Annotated in this window: 12 protein-coding genes; 8 read left to right on the top strand and 4 right to left on the bottom strand. The window is 65.4% G+C overall.

Annotation, left to right across the window (positions count from 1 at the left end; genetic code table 11):
* Nucleotides 1-132: 132 nt before the first annotated feature.
* Nucleotides 133-2,058, top strand: coding sequence for an alkaline phosphatase D family protein (locus IFU00_02995; GenBank protein MBD8541246.1), 1,926 nt, complete (start codon nt 133-135; stop codon nt 2,056-2,058).
* Between the two features lies 1 nt (nt 2,059).
* Here IFU00_02995 and IFU00_03000 read toward each other — a convergent pair whose 3' ends face one another.
* Nucleotides 2,060-2,956 (bottom strand): cupin-like domain-containing protein, encoded by an 897-nt coding sequence (locus IFU00_03000; GenBank protein ID MBD8541247.1) that lies wholly within the window; start codon nt 2,954-2,956, stop codon nt 2,060-2,062.
* Nucleotides 2,957-3,336: 380 nt separating this feature from the next.
* On the opposite strand from IFU00_03000, the gene IFU00_03005 reads away from it, so the two are divergent.
* From IFU00_03005 to IFU00_03035, 7 genes are all read left to right on the top strand, one after another.
* Nucleotides 3,337-4,002, top strand: a complete 666-nt coding sequence (locus tag IFU00_03005; GenBank protein ID MBD8541248.1) for a hypothetical protein — start codon at nt 3,337-3,339, stop codon at nt 4,000-4,002.
* Between the two features lie 257 nt (nt 4,003-4,259).
* The gene (locus tag IFU00_03010) at nt 4,260-6,266 is read left to right on the top strand and encodes a sulfatase-like hydrolase/transferase (GenBank protein ID MBD8541249.1); all 2,007 of its coding nucleotides are present in this window, start codon (nt 4,260-4,262) and stop codon (nt 6,264-6,266) included.
* A 33-nt stretch (nt 6,267-6,299) separates the two neighbouring features.
* Complete coding sequence (locus tag IFU00_03015; protein MBD8541250.1) at nt 6,300-6,989, top strand: response regulator transcription factor; 690 nt, start codon at nt 6,300-6,302, stop codon at nt 6,987-6,989.
* Entirely contained in the window at nt 6,976-8,217 is a 1,242-nt protein-coding gene (locus tag IFU00_03020; protein MBD8541251.1) for a HAMP domain-containing histidine kinase, read from the top strand. Before IFU00_03015 ends, IFU00_03020 begins: the two co-directional genes overlap by 14 nt.
* Before the next feature lie 86 nt (nt 8,218-8,303).
* Nucleotides 8,304-9,944, top strand: coding sequence for a phosphoethanolamine--lipid A transferase (locus IFU00_03025; protein ID MBD8541252.1), 1,641 nt, complete (start codon nt 8,304-8,306; stop codon nt 9,942-9,944).
* 103 nt (nt 9,945-10,047) lie between these two features.
* The gene (locus IFU00_03030; protein MBD8541253.1) at nt 10,048-10,701 is read left to right on the top strand and encodes a phosphatase PAP2 family protein; all 654 of its coding nucleotides are present in this window, start codon (nt 10,048-10,050) and stop codon (nt 10,699-10,701) included.
* Nucleotides 10,698-11,171: a hypothetical protein gene (locus IFU00_03035; protein ID MBD8541254.1), complete on the top strand. Its 474-nt coding sequence runs from the start codon at nt 10,698-10,700 to the stop codon at nt 11,169-11,171. Before IFU00_03030 ends, IFU00_03035 begins: the two co-directional genes overlap by 4 nt.
* A 10-nt stretch (nt 11,172-11,181) precedes the next feature.
* On the opposite strand, the gene IFU00_03040 is transcribed toward IFU00_03035, so the two are convergent.
* The 3 genes from IFU00_03040 to IFU00_03050 all read right to left on the bottom strand — a co-directional run bounded on the left by IFU00_03040 (nt 11,182) and on the right by IFU00_03050 (nt 16,486).
* Nucleotides 11,182-14,301, bottom strand: coding sequence for an efflux RND transporter permease subunit (locus IFU00_03040; protein MBD8541255.1), 3,120 nt, complete (start codon nt 14,299-14,301; stop codon nt 11,182-11,184).
* The gene (locus IFU00_03045; GenBank protein ID MBD8541256.1) at nt 14,298-15,452 is read right to left on the bottom strand and encodes an efflux RND transporter periplasmic adaptor subunit; all 1,155 of its coding nucleotides are present in this window, start codon (nt 15,450-15,452) and stop codon (nt 14,298-14,300) included. Before IFU00_03045 ends, IFU00_03040 begins: the two co-directional genes overlap by 4 nt.
* A 296-nt stretch (nt 15,453-15,748) precedes the next feature.
* On the bottom strand, nt 15,749-16,486 hold the full coding sequence (locus IFU00_03050) for a 2OG-Fe dioxygenase family protein (protein MBD8541257.1): 738 nt from the start codon (nt 16,484-16,486) through the stop codon (nt 15,749-15,751).
* Nucleotides 16,487-16,522 lie beyond the last annotated feature (36 nt).

Raw genomic sequence — 16,522 nt, forward strand, 5'->3', positions numbered from 1 at the left:
CGCGTGCATGAGCAACTTTGATTTCCAGATGGCTCTGTTACACTGACCCGACTTTTTTCACAGCCAGCCGTCGTCCGCGTGATCCACCTACACACCCCCAACGGCCTCCCATCCGTCCTCGTCGGTCCCCTGTTGCGCCGCCTCGAACCTGGCCGTCTCGTCCTTTGGTTGGTCGGCAGCACACCGTTGTCCTTCACCCTGGTACTGGAACCGCATGGCGGCGAGGCACAGCGGCTGGTGGTGGGTGAAGATTCGTGCCGCATCATTCCGATCGGGCGCGATGCGCACATTCACTTCATCGACGTCACGCTGCCCGCGCCACTTCCGCAGGACACGCTGATCGACTACGACCTGTTGCTGACGGATGTCGAAGGCGTCGAGCAGGGCATTGCGTCTTGGGCGCCGCACCTGGTACACGATGGCGCATCGATGCCCAACATGGTGCTGCGCAGCCGCTCCGACAACATCCTGTATGGCTCGTGCCGCAAGCCGCATCACCCGTCACGCGACGGTCTGGCGCGGGGCGACGATCTGATCGCCGGGCACGTGGATCAGGCCGGCGAGCGCCCATCGATGCTGCTGCTGGCCGGCGACCAGGTATATGCCGACGATGTGGCCGGCCCGATGCTGGGCGCCACCCACGCGCTGATCGAACGTCTTGGCCTGTTCGGCGAATGCGTCGAAGGCGCCATCGTCGCCGACAGCGACGAGTTGTACGCCCATCCCGACGGCTACTATGGCCGCCAGCGCCTGCTGCCGGCCCATAAGTCGAGCGAGGCGCTGCGCGAGAAGTTCTTCGGCGGCGTCGAAAAACCGATCTTCACGACGGCCAATGCCGACAACCACCTGATGACGCTGGGCGAAGTGCTGGCCATGTACCTGCTGGTCTGGTCGCCGGTGCCGTGGCAGGTGATTGGCGAGATCGCGATGCCCCAGCTCGACCCCAAGCACCAGGAGCGCTGGCACGAGGAAGCCGGCATCCTGCACGGCTTCTGCGACGAATTGCCGCGCGCAGCGCGCCTGATGGCGCACGTACAGACCTTGATGATCTTCGACGACCACGACGTCACCGATGACTGGAATCTGTCGTACAAGTGGGAAAAGACCGCCTACGGCCACCCGTTTTCACGCCGCATCATGGGCAATGCGCTGGTGGCCTACATGCTGTGCCAGGGCTGGGGCAACCGGCCCGATGTCTTCGGCGAGGTGCTGGACGACATGGCCGCGATGGCCGCCAGGCCGGATTCCCGGAACCGCCTCGAACCCGAACCGCATGGCGCGCTGATCGAGCGGCTGCTGACGTTCCGCCAGTGGGATTACATGCTGCGCACGCAGCCGGCCGTGATCGTGCTCGACACCCGTACGCGGCGCTGGCGCAACCAGCGCCGTCCGAGCCATCCGTCCGGCCTGATGGACTGGGAATCGCTGACCGAGTTCCAGCATGAACTGATCGATGAAACGGCGGCAGTGATCGTGTCGGCGGCGCCGATGTTCGGCGTGAAGCTGATCGAGGTGGTGCAGAAGATTGCCACGCTGATGGGCCAGGCCCTGACCGTCGACGCCGAGAACTGGATGGCGCACCGCGGCGCAGCCCGCAGCCTGCTCAATATCTTCCGCCACTCGCGCACACCGGGCAACTATGTGATCCTGTCGGGCGACGTCCACTATTCATTCGCCTACGACGTCGAAGTGCGCGACGACACCCGGCCGCCGCACATCTGGCAGATCACCAGCAGCGGCTTCAAGAACGAATTCCCCGAAGACCTGCTCAACTGGCTCGATCGCCTCAACCGCTGGCTGTATTCGCCGCGCTCGCCGCTGAACTGGTTCACCAAGCGGCGTGCGATGTCGATCACGCCGCACCTGCCCGATCAGCGCAAGCACGGCGAGCGCCTGTGGAACGGCTCCGGCATCGGCCAGGTCTGGCTCGATGCGAAGGGCCGGCCCGAACGCATCGTGCAGCACAATGCCGATGGCGGGCCTTCCACGCAGTTCTTGAAGCTGGGCGAGGAAAAGTCGGCCGAGCACGCGGTCGAGCAGCCGACAACGACCGCCTAGCCTAACCGGGCTCCCGGCCCGCCAGTGCCAGCGGCAACCCGCGCGCCCAGCGGTTCGACGACAGCGAAAACTCCAGCGCGCGCACCTGGTGGTACCAGCCGGCCGGCACATACAGCATGTCGCCCGGCCGGACGATCACTTCCACCAGCGCCGCCTGGCGCGCCAGCGGAAAGCGCGCGTCGTCCAGCGCTTCGGGGTCGACGGGTGACCCGAACAGGAGCGGATTGGCTTCCCGCGTATACAAGAACGCATCGTGGTGGGGCGGGGCCAGGAAGATGCGCTTCACGCCGCGGATCTGGGCAAAGATATTGTCGTCGTAGTCGCAGTGCAGCGGCGTGATCGTGCGCGCCGGGCCGATCCAGAAGCGGGGCGGGCCCATCTTGTCGAAATACGCCGGCCAGTGGCACAGCCGGTTCAGTTCACGCAGCGCCAGATTGCCCACGTAAGGCGGCAACCCCGATTCGACCGGGGTGGACAGATCGAGATAGTCGCGCAGCAGCATGTCCTGCATGGCCCGGTCCGGCGCGAAGGCGGTATGCACGTAGTCGCCCACGCGTGCACGCACGGGCAGGTGGCCGTACTGGGTGCGCAAGGTGGTGATGTCGAGTTGCACGATCGGCCAGCGCCCGACCACGTCCGTGACCAGAAACGGCATGCCGGCCAGCGCATGCGTACGGAATGCCGCCGCATCGAGCCGCGCGAGGCGCGGCACCTGCGTGAACGGGGGCAGCGCCCGCGCCGCTTCCTTGATCGCCTCGCGCATGGCCGGAATCGAGTCCACCCCACGCACCTGTGCATCGCGCTGCGCGCGCGCCGCGGCGTCCTGTTCTGCCTGCGCCGCGTCCGTGCGCCGCAGCGGCGGCAGGCGCGCGGCGCCCGGGTCCTTCTCTACTGCCATGTCAGGCGTTCCTGTCTGTGATGAGGGGGCGTATGGTACCGCCAGCTGCCGCAAAGTGCGCCTAAATCACCCAAAATGACCGCTTTATGAACCGATGTGATGGTTCTGTTAGTCAGCGCACGGTCTGCGCAGGGTGCCCATTGTATTTTTTGTATCGCGACGCAGTGAATCCGATACTGCGACTCGGAAAGTTGCCGCAAGGTGGCCAACCGGGATGGGACGCAAAGAAAATGTACAGAGATGCCGAGTCAAATCGATGTTGATGTAGCGCAGTCAAAGATCGTTCCCGCTTGTTGTATCGGACTTATTCAATCAAAGATGTGGTGCTAGTCGAATTTCGTTCTACTCCGCGTTGATCACTATTTTATGAGGGTTACATCATGGATAATCAAAAGTCTACCGAGGGTAAAGGCATCAACGCAACCAACGCTTCGAACCCAGGTTCGGGCAACCAGCAAAACGCGTCGTCGTCGAGCACCAGCACCGGCACCGGTTCGCTGGGCACGAGCAGCGTGACCGGCAACAGCGGTCTGGGCAACAGCGGCAGCAGCGCCAGCACCGGCGCCGGCAACACGTCGGGTTCGACCATCGGTTCGTCGTCGACCCCATCGACCTCGTCGGCTTCGTCGGCCGCATCGTCGATCAGCGACACCGCAGCAAACGCCGCTGGTAGCATCAAGGCAGCAATGTCGTCGATCACGCCTGAGAAAGCACATGGCGCCATCGACAAGGCAGCGCAAGCCGCTCAGCCAGTCGTCGACAACATCGCTTCGAAAGCACACGCAGGCGTCGAAAAGGTCACTGGCCTGATCAGCACCGCGCAAGAAAAATTCGGCGACCGTTCGACCCAGATCACCGAGAAGTACTCGGATCTGTCGGCACAGGGCAAGGAATACGTCAAGAACAACCCAGGCAGCGCACTGCTGGCTGCAGTGGGCGTGGGCTTCATCCTGGCCAAGCTGCTGGGTGGCTCGAGCGACCGTAGCGACTATCGTGACGATTATCGCAACGACTACCGCAAAGACTACAACTCGTACCGCGATTAATTCTACGCGCAATTAATCCACGGTTTATTCCGTGGATTGATTCCGGCGCATCATCGATGTGCCGATCCAAAGCCCGACCAGCATCTGCTGGCCGGGCTTTTTTCATTCTGATCTTAACGCTTTCTTAACGTCTGATTAACGTGACGATGACGGTGGGCAATCTAGCATTCGTAGCGCATCAGAAGGCGCGTTGGATCCAGGTCCGCGTGATCGATTCATCGCCGGGCAGCGCATGGCCCGGCCTATCCGACGGATTCATGAAGACAGACGAGCTCTACCTGCATGAGGCGCCCACCGCCCCGACACGCCCTGCATCTTCATGGCTGGCACGCAGCACACGCATCGCCGGCCCCTTCGCACCGCTGGTGCAGATGCTGCTCATCGGCCTCGTGCTGCTCTCGGGATTTCGCCTGGCAATGCTGGCCTGGCAATGGGACCGCGTGCATGCCACCGGCGCCGTGCTGGAGATCATCGTGCAGGGCGTGCGCGCCGACCTGATTCTGCTTGGCTATTGCCTGGCCATTCCATTGCTGCTGGCGCCGTTGCTGGCGCATCGCCGTACGGCCCGCCTGTGGCAACGCTTCACGCTGGGCTGGACGATGCTGGCCCTGATCTTCATCCTGTTCATGGAAGTCGCATCGCCGCAATTCATCATGCAGTACGACGTGCGACCCAACCGCCTGTTCATCGAATACCTGAACAATCCCCGGGAAGTCTTTTCCACGCTGTGGCATGGCTTCCGCACGGCAGTGCTGCTGGGTTGCGCAGTCACCGTGCTCGTGGGTGTCGCACTGGTGCGCCTGCTGAAAGGCGCATCCGCCGGCACGCTGATGTGGCCGGGCCGCAGGATGCTGCTGGTGTGGCCGGTCCTGTGCCTGCTCGTGTTCATGCAGATCCGCTCGACCACCGGCCACCGGCCTGCCAATCCGGCCATGTTCGCGCTCACGGGCGATGCGATGGTCAATTCGCTCGTCATCAATTCGGCATGGTCGGTGCTCGACGCGATGCGCTCGATGGACAACGAAGCCAAATCGTCCGATATCTACGGCGACTTCCCGCGCGCCAAGGTGTTTGCCGAAGTGAAAGCGGCGCCATGGCTGCGCGATTATCAGTTCGCTAACTCAGAGCAGCCGACGCGGCACTACCAGAGCGCGGCCGTCACGCGCGCCAGGCCGCTGAACCTCGTCATCGTGCTGCAGGAAAGCCTGGGCGCGACGTTCGTCGAGTCGCTGGGCGGCCTGGCCGTTACGCCAGAGCTCGAAAAGCTGAAGGGCGAGGGCTGGTGGTTCGAGCAGTTGTACGCCACCGGCACCCGCTCGGTGCGCGGCATCGAGGCAGTGGTTGCCGGTTACGCGCCCACGCCCGCGCGCAGCACGGTTAAGCTGTCGCTGTCGCAGCAGAATTTCTACACGCTGGCGGCCGGCCTGGGCGACCAGGGCTACCACACCGAATTCGTCTACGGCGGCGAAGCGCACTTCGACAATATGCGCAGCTTCTTCACCGGCAACGGCTTCCAGAAGATCGTCGATATCGGCGACATGAAACCGACCTTCGTCGCCAGCTGGGGCGCATCGGACGAAGACCTGTTCGACAAGTCGCTCGAGCGCCTGAACACCCTGCACGCCGCGAACAAGCCGTTCTTCAGCCTGATCTTCACGTCGTCGAACCACGAGCCGTTCGAATTCCCGGACGGTAAAATCGCGCTGCACGACGGCGACAAGCAGACCGTCAACAATGCCGTCAAGTATGCCGACTACGCGCTTGGCAAGTTCATCCGCGCAGCCAAACAGCAGGCCTACTGGAAAGACACGGTGTTTCTGATCGTGGCCGATCACGACAACCGCGTGTACGGCGACAGCCTCGTGCCGATCAAAAAATTCCACATTCCGGGCCTGATCCTGGGCGCGGACATCGAACCCAAGCGCATTGCAACCATCGCCAGCCAGATCGACCTGGCGCCGACGCTGCTGTCGCTGCTGGGCGTGTCGAGCACGCACCCGATGATCGGGCGCGATCTTGCGAAAGACAGCACGACGCCGGGCCGTGCACTGATCCAGTTCAACGATTATTTCGCCTACCTCGAAGGCGCCTCGGCCACCGTGCTGCGGCCCGGTCAATCGCCGCTGGCGGGCCGGTACGACGCAGCCAGCGGGCACTTCAGCCCGGGCAGCGGCAGCCCGACGCAGGCGCAGGTCGACAAGGCGATGGCGCATGTGATCCTGCCGTCGATCCTGTATCGCGAGCAGCGCTATCGCCCGCGCTGAAAACGGCGACAGATTCGCCTTACAATGACCAGCATGCGCATCCTCATCGTCGAAGACAACCCTGACATCCTGGCCAACCTGTACGGGTTCCTTGAACCGAAGGGCTACGCTGTCGATTCGGCGCGCAACGGCTACGGTGGCCTGGCGCTGGCGTCCGAAAACAACTACGACGTCATCGTCCTCGACGTCATGCTGCCCGGCCTGAGCGGGCTGGAGCTGTGCCAGAAGCTGCGCACCGAGCTGTCCAGCGCGACGCCGGTGCTGATGCTGACGGCGCGCGACAGCCTGCAGGACAAGGTGCTGGGCTTCGACAGCGGCGCCGACGACTACCTGGTCAAGCCGTTTTCCCTGGTCGAACTCGACGTGCGCCTGAAAGCGCTGGCGCGCCGTGCGGGCGGGCAGCACGCGTTCAGCCGCGTCCTGCGCTTTGGCCCGCTCGTGTTCGATCCCGACCAGCAGCAGGCTTCGCGTGACGGCGTCAGGATCGTGCTGACCAAGACCGGGTATGTCCTGCTGCGCTGCCTGATGGCCGCGGCCCCGCGCATCGTGCCGCGCGAAGCGCTCGAGCAGGCGGTCTGGGGCGAAGACCGCCCCGAGAGTGACGCGCTGCGCACGCACATCCACGCGCTGCGCCAGGCGGTCGACAAGCCGTTTGCCTCGCCCCTGGTCCATACCATTGCCGGTGTCGGCTACAAACTGGCGATGCCCGATGCGCCCGGCTAGTTCGCTCAGCCGGCCAATCGTCGGCGCCTTCATCCTGTTCGGCGTGGTCCTGTCGCTGTTCTTCGCCGTGCTGGCCGCGCTGGTGGTCGAGGGCATCGAAGTGCACCTGGTCGACGAGCGCCTGGCCGAAGTCGAAAAATGGGCGCGCCCCCGGGCCGCCGCCGGGCTGCCGGCCGACCTGCCGGCCGGCCTGCGCTTCCACCGGGGCGACGATATCCCGCTCTCGCTGCGCGCGTTGCCGACCGGCGTGTCCGAAGCCGAGGTCGATGGCATCGGCCTGCATGTGCTGGCTGGCGCCGACGAACGGGGGCCGTATGTCGTGGTCGACCATGAAAGCGATTACGAGCAGATCGAGATCCTGGTGTACTCGATGTTCGCTGCCTTTTTTGCCGGCTTCGTCACGCTGGCGCTGTTTCTCGGTCGCTTTGTCGGCAGGCGCATCGTCACGCCGCTGCGCGAACTGGCCGACGCCGTGGGTCAGGGCGCATTTGCCTTGCCGCATACCGAACGGGCCGACGAGCTGGGAACGCTGGCGCGTGCGCTGGCTGCGCACACGCGTGAGTTGCGCGAATACCTCGATCGTGAACGCCTGTTTACGGGCGACGTCAGCCACGAGCTGCGCACACCGCTGACCGTCATCATGGGCGCGGCCGAGATTCTCGTCGAAAACGGCAGGACCCCGGCGGTGCAGGCGCCTGCGCAGCGCATTTACCGGGCTGCACAGGAAGCGACAGAGTGCGTGACGGTGCTGCTGGTGCTGGCGCGCGCACCCCAGCTCGCCCTGTTTTCTCCCGTCTCGGTCAACGAGATCGCGCGCCGCGAAACCGAGCGCTACCAGGCCATGGTGACGGGCCGGCCCGTCACGCTGCGCTGTGTCGGCGATGCCGCGTTCCGCATTTGCGCGCCTGCCGAACTGTGCGTGTCGGCCATCGCCAACCTGATTCGCAACGCCTGCCAGTACACCGAGCAGGGCGAAGTCACGGTCGTGATCGAACCGGGGCGCATCACGGTCGAAGACACGGGGCGCGGCTTGCCCGATGCGGTACGGCAGACGCTGGGCGAAGGCGCACGCCCGATCCCGTCGAGCGGATCGGCCGGCACCGGGCTCGGCCTGTCGCTGGTCAAGCGCATCTGCGAATACCTGGGCGCGTCGCTCGTGTACGAGAACCGCCCGAGTGGCGGCAGCCGCTTCACGATCATTTTTCCTGTAGCGTTCACGCCATCCTAACGCCGCGTTGACGGTGGCTTGCCATCATCCTTTCTATCCTTGAAGCACTGCAGCGATGATTGCTGCAATGTCGACAAGGGCGTGAAATGGATAAACTGTTTACAAAACGGATCGATGCATCGCTGCTCGTGCTGGGCGTGGCGCTGTTGCTGGCAAGCCTGGGCAATGTCACGTTCTGGACGGTGCTGGTCCGCGCCACCGGTGGCGTGTCGCTGGCCAGCCTGCCCACGCTTGCCGGAACGTTTTTGATCGTTGTCCTGTTCTTCAATGCCTGCCTGACACTGGCCAGCTTCCGCTACCTCGCCAAGCCGGTGCTGATCGTCCTCGTGCTGGCGGCATCCGCCGCAGGCTACTTCATCGCGGCTTACGGGATCGTCATCGACAAGGCGATGATCCAGAATATGTTCGAGACCGATACCCGCGAAGCGACCGAATTGATCAGCTGGCAGATGGCCGCCAGGATCGGGTTGCTGGGCGTGCTGCCATCGCTGTGGATCGCCCGCGCGAATATCCAGTTTCCCAGCGGCGTGAAAGGGCTGCTCAAGCGCAGCAGCAATGCCGGCGGCTCGCTGCTGCTGGCGTTTGTCCTGCTGGCGCTGCTGTTCAAGAGCCTGGCGCCGACGTTGCATGAGCACCGCGAACTGCGCTTCCTTCTCACGCCCACCAATTTCATCCAAGCCGTGCACGGGTATCTGCGCAGCCGTTGGGCGGCCGAGATCGTGGTTGCGCCGCTGGGCCGCGATGCCGTGAAGGGCGCGGCCTGGGCCGGTCATCACCGCAAGACGCTGACGGTGATCGTCGTGGGCGAAACGGCGCGGGCGGCGAATTTTTCGCTCGATGGCTACGCCCGCAACACCAATCCGCTGCTGGCACGGCAAGCTGGCCTGATCAATTTTTCGCGTGTCAGTTCGTGCGGTACGGCGACTGCGGTGTCGGTGCCGTGCGTGTTTTCCGCCTTCGGCCGCAACGATTACAGCCAGTCGAAGGCAGCGAGCCAGGAAGGGCTGCTCGACGTGCTGGCGCATGCGGGTTTCACCGTGCTCTGGCGCGATAACAATTCGGGCTGCAAGGGCGTCTGCAACCGCGTCGGGTTCGAGGATCTGTCGCGGCCCGATGGCAAGAATATGCACTGCAGCGGCGACGAGTGCTACGACGAGCGCCTGCTCGATGGCTTGCCTGATTTGCTCGCCAACAGCAGCAAGGACCTGGTCGTCGTGCTGCACCAGAAAGGCAGTCATGGCCCGGCGTATGCCAGCCGCTATCCGCGCGGGTTCGGCCGCTTTGGCCCGGTCTGCACGAGCAATGACTTCGATACCTGCTCGCGCGAATCGATCCGCGCTGCCTACGACAACACGATCCTGTACACCGACTACTTCCTGAGCAAGACCATCGACGGCTTGCGCGCGATCGCCGCCGCGCAGGACGCCGATACGGCCATGCTGTACTTCTCGGACCATGGCGAGTCGCTGGGCGAGAACAATGTGTATCTGCACGGCGCGCCGTACCTGTTCGCGCCGCGCGAGCAGACCGAGGTGCCGATGATGCTGTGGATGTCCGACAGTTTCAGCGAGCGTTTCCGCATCGACCGGCGTTGCCTGGCCGCGCGGCGCAACGAGCCGCTGTCGCATGACAATGTGTTCCACTCGGTACTCGGCATGCTCGACGTGAACACGGCGGTGCTCAATCCGCGCCTGGACCTGTTCCATGCATGCGTGCGGGGAGCGTGAAATGCGTGAGATGCTTGAGATGCGTGAGCTTCATCAGATGCGGGCCGAGCCTGGGCTGCACGCGCCGCTGCTGTCGGCGCACGCCCTGCGGCGCCTGGCCATCATGCTGGCGGCGGGCGCGCTGGCCATCCTGTGGCTGGGCCGCTATACGGATCTCGACCTGGTGCTGGCCGATGCCGTGTTCGACGCAGAGCGCCGCGTCTTTCCCTGGCGCGATGCGTGGCTGACCGTCACGTTCAACCACGTGATCGTCAAGCAGCTCCTGATGCTGCTTGCCGTAGGCATCGTCGGCTACGCGCTGGTCGATGCCTGGCGGCCCCGCGCAGCGCTGGGCGCCCTTGGCCGCCTGCAGCTGCGCATCGTCGCGCTGGCGGCCATCCTGGTGCCGGCCGTGACCAGTACCCTGAAACACCTGAGCGCATCGCACTGCCCGTGGGACCTGCTGCGCTATGGCGGCGAGCAGCCATACGTGCGCCTGTTTGGCGTCTTCCCGGCCGACACGCTGCCGGGCCAATGCCTGCCTGCCGGCCATGCGTCGAGCGCGTTGTGGCTGGTGGCGCTGGCCGTCTGCTGGTTGCCGGCGCGGCCAGCGCGGGCGCGCGCCGCCGCCTTGCTGGCGATCGGCGCCGGCACCACGGTCGGTTATCTGCAGCAGCTGCGTGGCGCGCATTTCATGACGCATACGCTGTGGTCGATCTGGATCGCATGCACGATCGTCGTGGCGCTGATCGCCACCTTGCAGGGCAGGCCATCATGAGCATGCTGCGCACCGTCGTCGATCCTGCCGAGCAAGCCCTGTCACGCGGCGACCATGTTCGTCTGCAGGGCGTGGTGAACCGGCTGGCAAGGGCGTATCCACCGGACTGGCTCGAACGGTGCGGCGCGCTGTTATATGGCGCGACCATCGTGGCCAGTCTGGGATTGACTGGCCTGGTCGGCGCGCTCTGGTCGCCCTGGTGGACCTACCTGATTCCCGTCGTGTGCCCGCTGCTGCTGGCGGGCGTGCTGCCGGTCTGGCTGTTCGGCCGCGAACCGGGCCGCCCGCGCTGGGCGCATCCGCTGGCCATCGTCAGCGCCGACGATGCGGCGCTGATCGGGAGGATCGTCGATACGATGAACGAGCAAAGCAGAACCGGGCTGTTGCAGTACTGCCCGGCAAACGATGGCGCGAAGGTCTTCGCGCTCTGGCAGCTGCTGCAGGCTGCCGGCGTCGAAGAACCTCGCTGAAGGCGCGCGCTCAGGCCGGGGTGTTGTCCACCTCGACGGCCCGCGCCGGCTGGCGCCGCATCTTGCGCCCGGTGCGCTTGAGCCAATTCTCGAAGTCGTCGACATACGTGAACACGGCCGGCACGACCAGCAGGCTCAGTAACGTCGACGTGATCAGGCCACCGATCACGGCCACCGCCATCGGCGAGCGGAAGCTCGGGTCGCCCGAGAAGCCCAGCGCCAGCGGCAGCATGCCGGCGCCCATCGCGATGGTCGTCATCACGATCGGCCGGCTGCGCTTGTGGCAGGCATCGACCAGCGCGTCGAAGCGGTTCATGCCCGCCTGGCGTGCCAGGATCGCGTAATCGACCAGCAGGATCGAGTTCTTGGTCACGATCCCCATCAGCATGATCAGGCCGATCATCGTCGGCATCGACAGCGCATTGCTGGTCACGAGCAGCGCCACGAAGGCGCCGCCGATCGACAATGGCAGCGCGGCCAGGATCGTCACCGGCTGCATGAAGTCCGAAAACAGCAGCACCAGCACGCCGTAGATGCACAGCACGCCGATCAGCATCGCCAGGCCGAAGCTGGCGAACAGCGCCTGCATTTCCTGGGCGTCGCCCAGTTCGGCGATCGTCACTGACGACGGCAGCGACTGGAACACGGGCAGCGCGCGCGCTTCGGCATTGACTTCACCGAGCGAGCGGCCCGACAGCTCGACGTCGAGCGTGACATTGCGGGTGCGGTTCAGGCGGTTGATCTGCGCCGGGCCGCTTTCCATCGTGATGTCGGCCACGGTCGAGAGCAGCACCGGCCCGTTCTTGCCAGGCACCGTCAGGCGTCCGATCGCGTCCAGGTCGGCCCGCACGGCATCAGGCAGTTTCACGCGGATCGGTACCTGGCGCTCGTCCAGGTTCATCTTGGCCAGCGACTGCTCGTAGTCGCCGGCGGTGGCCACGCGCACCGTCTCGCCGATGGCCGCCGCCGTCACACCCTGGTCGGCCGCGCGCGCAAAGTCAGGGCGCACGATGATTTCGGGGCGCACGAGAGAGGCGCTCGAACTGACGTTGCCGATGCCGGGCAGGCCGCGCAATTCACGCTCGGCCTGGCGCGCCGCGGTGCTCAGCGCATTGGCATCTTCGCTGCGCAGCACCAGCTGCATCTTGGTGCCGGCGTCGGGAATGCCGACCGTGAAGCGCGCGCCGGGAATGGCGGCCACGCGTTCGCGGATCGTGTTTTCGATGACGCCCAGCTTCACGTCGCGGTCACTCCGGTCCACTGTTTTTACCGTCAGCACCGCGCGCCGCGCTTCGGCAGCGGCGCCCGGCGAGAACGCGTCGCCGCTCGAGCCGCCACCGATCGAACTGAAGACGCTCGTCACGCCCTCGACCTTCATCAGCTCCAGGCGCACCTGTTCGGCCACGGCGCGGGTCTGGGCCAGCGTGGCGCCCGGCGCCAGTTCGACATTGACCTGCGTCTGCGAGCGGTCGGCTGGCGGCATGAAGCCGGTCGGCAGCAGCGGCACCAGCGCCAGCGAGCCCGCAAAGAACACGGCTGCGCCCAGCATCGTCAGGCCACGGCGGCGCAGGCACCATTGCATCACGGCCAGGTAGCGCTGCATGATCGCGCTGTCTTTCGGCTCGTGACCGGCCACGCCGGCGTTCTTCGGCGCCTTGAGCAGGTACGCGCACATCATCGGCGTGAGCAGGCGCGCCACCAGCAGCGAGGCCAGGATCGCCAGCACGGCGGTCCAGCCGAACTGCTTGAAGAATTTGCCGGGGATGCCGCCCATGAAGGCGGTCGGAAGGAACACGGCCACGAGGGCGAACGTGGTGGCGATCACCGCCATCCCGATTTCGTCGGCCGCTTCGAGCGAGGCCTGCATCGGCGACTTGCCCATGTGGAGGTGGCGCGAGATGTTTTCGATCTCGACGATCGCATCGTCGACCAGCACGCCGATCACGAGGGCCAGCGACAGCAGCGTGACCATATTGAGCGTGTAGCCAAACAGGTACTGGCCCAGGAAGGCCGGAATCACCGACAGGGGCAGGGCGGCCGCGGCGATCAGCGTCGCGCGCCAGTCGCGCAGGAACCACCACACCACCAGCACCGCCAGCAGCGCGCCTTCGTACAGCATGTGCATCGAGGCGTCGAAGTTCTCGTCGACCGACACCGAGTTGTCGATCACTTCATTGACGATCAGCTTCGGGTTTTCTTTCTTGAGCTGTTCCATCGCGGCACGCGCGCCGGTGGCGACATCGATCTCGCCTGCCCCGCGCGTGCGGAACACTTCGAAGGCGACGACGCGGCGGCCATCCTGCTCGGCCAGCGCGCGCGGTTCTTCCACGGTGTCGAGTACGCGCGCCACCTGGTCCAGGCGCACGTGGCGTCCGTCCGGCAGCGGGATCTCCATGGCGGCCAGCGCCTGCGCGGTGCCGACGGTGGCAAGCGTGCGCACCGATTGCTCGACGCCGCTGACGTCGCCCCGGCCGCCCGGTGCTTCGCGCTGCACATTGCGCAGCTGGCGCGAGATATCCAGCGCCGAGACGCGCAGCGCCGCCATCTTCTGGTCATCGAGCTCCACGCGCATCTCGCGCGTGACGCCACCCACGCGCCGGATTTCACCGAGGCCCGGCACACCCAGCATGCGCTTGGCGACGTCGTTGTCGACGAACCAGCTCAGGTCCTGGTCGTCCAGGCCCGAGCCTTCAGCCGCGGCGATCGTGAAGGTGGAGACGACGCGCCCGGCAGTGGCGGCCTTGGTCACGGTCGGCTCACGCAGTTCGGCCGGCATGTCGGCGCGCACGCGCGAGACCGCGTCGCGCACGTCGTTGACGGCTTCGGCCGAATCGCGCTCGAGGATGAATTCGACGGTGACAGTGGCCACGCCGTCGAGCACGCGCGTGTAGATGTTCTTGATGCCCTGCAGGGTGGCGACCGAGTCTTCGATCTTGCGCGCGACTTCGGTTTCAAGCTGCGCCGGCGCGGCGCCGTCGAGGACGGCGGTGACGGTGACGATCGGCAGTTCGATGTCGGGGAAGTCCTGCACCTTGCTGGCATTGAAGGCCATCAATCCCGCCACGGTGAGCAGGACGAACAGCATGATCGCCGGGATCGGATTGCGGATCGACAGGGCGGAAAAATTCATCGTGCAGCCTTTGCCGGTGCAGCTGCCGGCGCGACTGCGGGCGTGGCAATATTGCGTACCAGGTCGCCGTCATTCAGGAACCCGGCGCCGGTGACGACGATGGGCGCGTCGGCCGCCAGGCCGCCGACAATCTCGACCCGGTCGCCCAGGCGACGACCGGTGGTGACTTTCAGCTGGCTCACGCGGCTGTCCGCATTCAGGCGGTACACATAACTGAAGCCGTCGCGCACGGCGATCGACTGCTGCGGCACGGTCAGCGCATTCGACGTGCCCAGTTCAAAACGGCCGCTGGCGAACATGCCGGCCTTGAGCGGCATGTCGCCCGACAGCGCCGGCGGCAGGTCGACATAGACCAGCGCAAGGCGGGTCTGCGGATCGACCGACGGCGCCACGACGCGCACCTTGCCCGTGACTTCGAGCCCGCTGGCGCCGCGCACGATGGCGCGCGTGCCCGCCTTGATGCGCCCAAGGTCCTGCGCCGTTACTTCGGCGCGCCATTCGAGGCGGCCCTGGCGGATCATGCGAAACAGTTCGGTACCCACGCCGACGACGGCGCCGACGGTGGCGCCCCTAGCCGAGATCACGCCGCTGTCGGGCGCCGTCACCTGCGTGTACTTCAGGCGCAGCTGCTGCTGCGTGAGCGTGGCCTGGGCCGACTGGACGCGCGCGGCGCCGGTCTGCTCGCCCGTCACGTATTGCGTGACCTGCTGGGCGCTGAGGGCGCCGGAGCTTTCCAGTGCGCGGGCGCGGTCGGCATTTGCCTTGGATTCCAGGGCATTGGCCTTCGCTTCGAGCAGCGCGGCGCGCGCGCCCTCGATGTCGGCGCGCACGGTTTCATCCGCGAACACGGCCAGCACCTGGCCCTTTTTGACCACGTCGCCGACATTGACGCGCACTTCGTTCAGGCGCAGTCCGTTCGATTCGCTGCCGATGACGGCGTCCTGCCAGGCGGCGATGCTGCCGTTGGCGGTCAGGCTGATCGGCAGGCTGGTGGTGGCGGGGCGGGTGGTGGTGACGCTCAGGGCAGGGCGCGGGGCGGCCTTTTCTTCCTTGGCGTCGGCGCGGTTGATCGTGGCCAGCGCAATGACGGCGCACAGCGACGCGGCCCCGAGGGCGATGGCAAGGGCACGTGGATGTCGAATGGTTTTCATGGTGTCTGGGTGATCGCGGCCTGGTCCAGCAATCCGGTGATCCGGCGCTCCGGCAAGCAACTGAGTGTAGCAAATGTGACGCCCCCGGCAGGGCTGCACGGGTGTCATTACAAATAGTGCAGTGCGGAAAAATGGGCGGTTTGGCAGGGCGTTCTACAAATTTACAACAGTAGATCTACCGTATTGCACTGCACAATAAAAAGAGATATATTGGACCTGTCTCCTCCAGTTTTCTCCGAAAATTGGATTTGCCGCCCGCCAACCAACAGGTTCTGCGGGCGTTTTTTTTGCTCTATTTAAGCGTTTTCGCCCTGGAACGACCCTGCGCGCCAGGTCAGCACCAGCGTATCGCGGTAACCATGCTCGCCCAGCGGCTGGATCGGTGTCGATTCGTGGATCACGGCGGCGTCGTCCAGCAACAGCAGCGTCCACGGGTCGGTCATCGTGAAGCGCTGGCCAGATGGACCATCGGCGTCAAATACGCGCGTCTCGCCGCCCTTGATGCCATGGCGCCCAATCATGATCACGGCCACGAAGTTCACGCCGTCGCGGTGCGCGCCTTCGGGTGTCGGGCGGCCGATGCCGTCCGCCGTGTCGATCCTGAACTGGTGCGCTTCGACGAACCATGGCTGTGCTGGCGTCACCGCCGAACAAACCGCTCCGAGCGCATGCAGCAGGCGTTCCCAGGCCGGGTTGGCGACGGTCGCCGTTTCCATCGGTGCGAACAGGCGGTGCATGCCGCCGTGCAGCGCGTTGTACTCGACCGGCTGCCAGTGCGCGCGGTGCGGCGTCTGCACCAGGCTGGCGCCATCGTCGATGAAGCACGAGTGACGGCGGCGCCGATAGCGCCCGCCATCCTTCAGGTAATCGTCGAGCTCGAGCCGGTCCCAGCTCGGCACGAGCGTGGCGAGCTCCTGCAGGCTGCAGCCGGCCAGCAGCGCAACGTCGTCAGGGCGCAGCAGGGCGTAGCCGGTGTCGCGCAGTGCGGCCGTCAGGTGCGACGGATCGAGATAGGGCAGGGGCGGTGTGGTCATTCCGCTAGCCTAGCACTTTCATTGCCGCCCGGCCAG

It is taken from the genome of Oxalobacteraceae sp. CFBP 8761 (assembly GCA_014841595.1).
GTDB lineage: Bacteria > Pseudomonadota > Gammaproteobacteria > Burkholderiales > Burkholderiaceae_D > Telluria.

What these genes read in the sequence shown, in the direction of transcription:
- IFU00_03045 (MBD8541256.1), bottom strand. Translation starts at nt 15,452, where the DNA reads ATGAAAACCATTCGACATCCACGTGCCCTTGCCATCGCCCTCGGGGCC.
- IFU00_03050 (MBD8541257.1), bottom strand. Translation starts at nt 16,486, where the DNA reads ATGACCACACCGCCCCTGCCCTATCTCGATCCGTCGCACCTGACGGCC.
- IFU00_03030 (MBD8541253.1), top strand. Translation starts at nt 10,048, where the DNA reads ATGCTGGCGGCGGGCGCGCTGGCCATCCTGTGGCTGGGCCGCTATACG.
- IFU00_03010 (MBD8541249.1), top strand. Translation starts at nt 4,260, where the DNA reads ATGAAGACAGACGAGCTCTACCTGCATGAGGCGCCCACCGCCCCGACA.
- IFU00_03035 (MBD8541254.1), top strand. Translation starts at nt 10,698, where the DNA reads ATGAGCATGCTGCGCACCGTCGTCGATCCTGCCGAGCAAGCCCTGTCA.
- IFU00_03025 (MBD8541252.1), top strand. Translation starts at nt 8,304, where the DNA reads ATGGATAAACTGTTTACAAAACGGATCGATGCATCGCTGCTCGTGCTG.
- IFU00_03000 (MBD8541247.1), bottom strand. Translation starts at nt 2,956, where the DNA reads ATGGCAGTAGAGAAGGACCCGGGCGCCGCGCGCCTGCCGCCGCTGCGG.
- IFU00_03015 (MBD8541250.1), top strand. Translation starts at nt 6,300, where the DNA reads ATGCGCATCCTCATCGTCGAAGACAACCCTGACATCCTGGCCAACCTG.
- IFU00_03020 (MBD8541251.1), top strand. Translation starts at nt 6,976, where the DNA reads ATGCGCCCGGCTAGTTCGCTCAGCCGGCCAATCGTCGGCGCCTTCATC.
- IFU00_03040 (MBD8541255.1), bottom strand. Translation starts at nt 14,301, where the DNA reads ATGAATTTTTCCGCCCTGTCGATCCGCAATCCGATCCCGGCGATCATG.
- IFU00_03005 (MBD8541248.1), top strand. Translation starts at nt 3,337, where the DNA reads ATGGATAATCAAAAGTCTACCGAGGGTAAAGGCATCAACGCAACCAAC.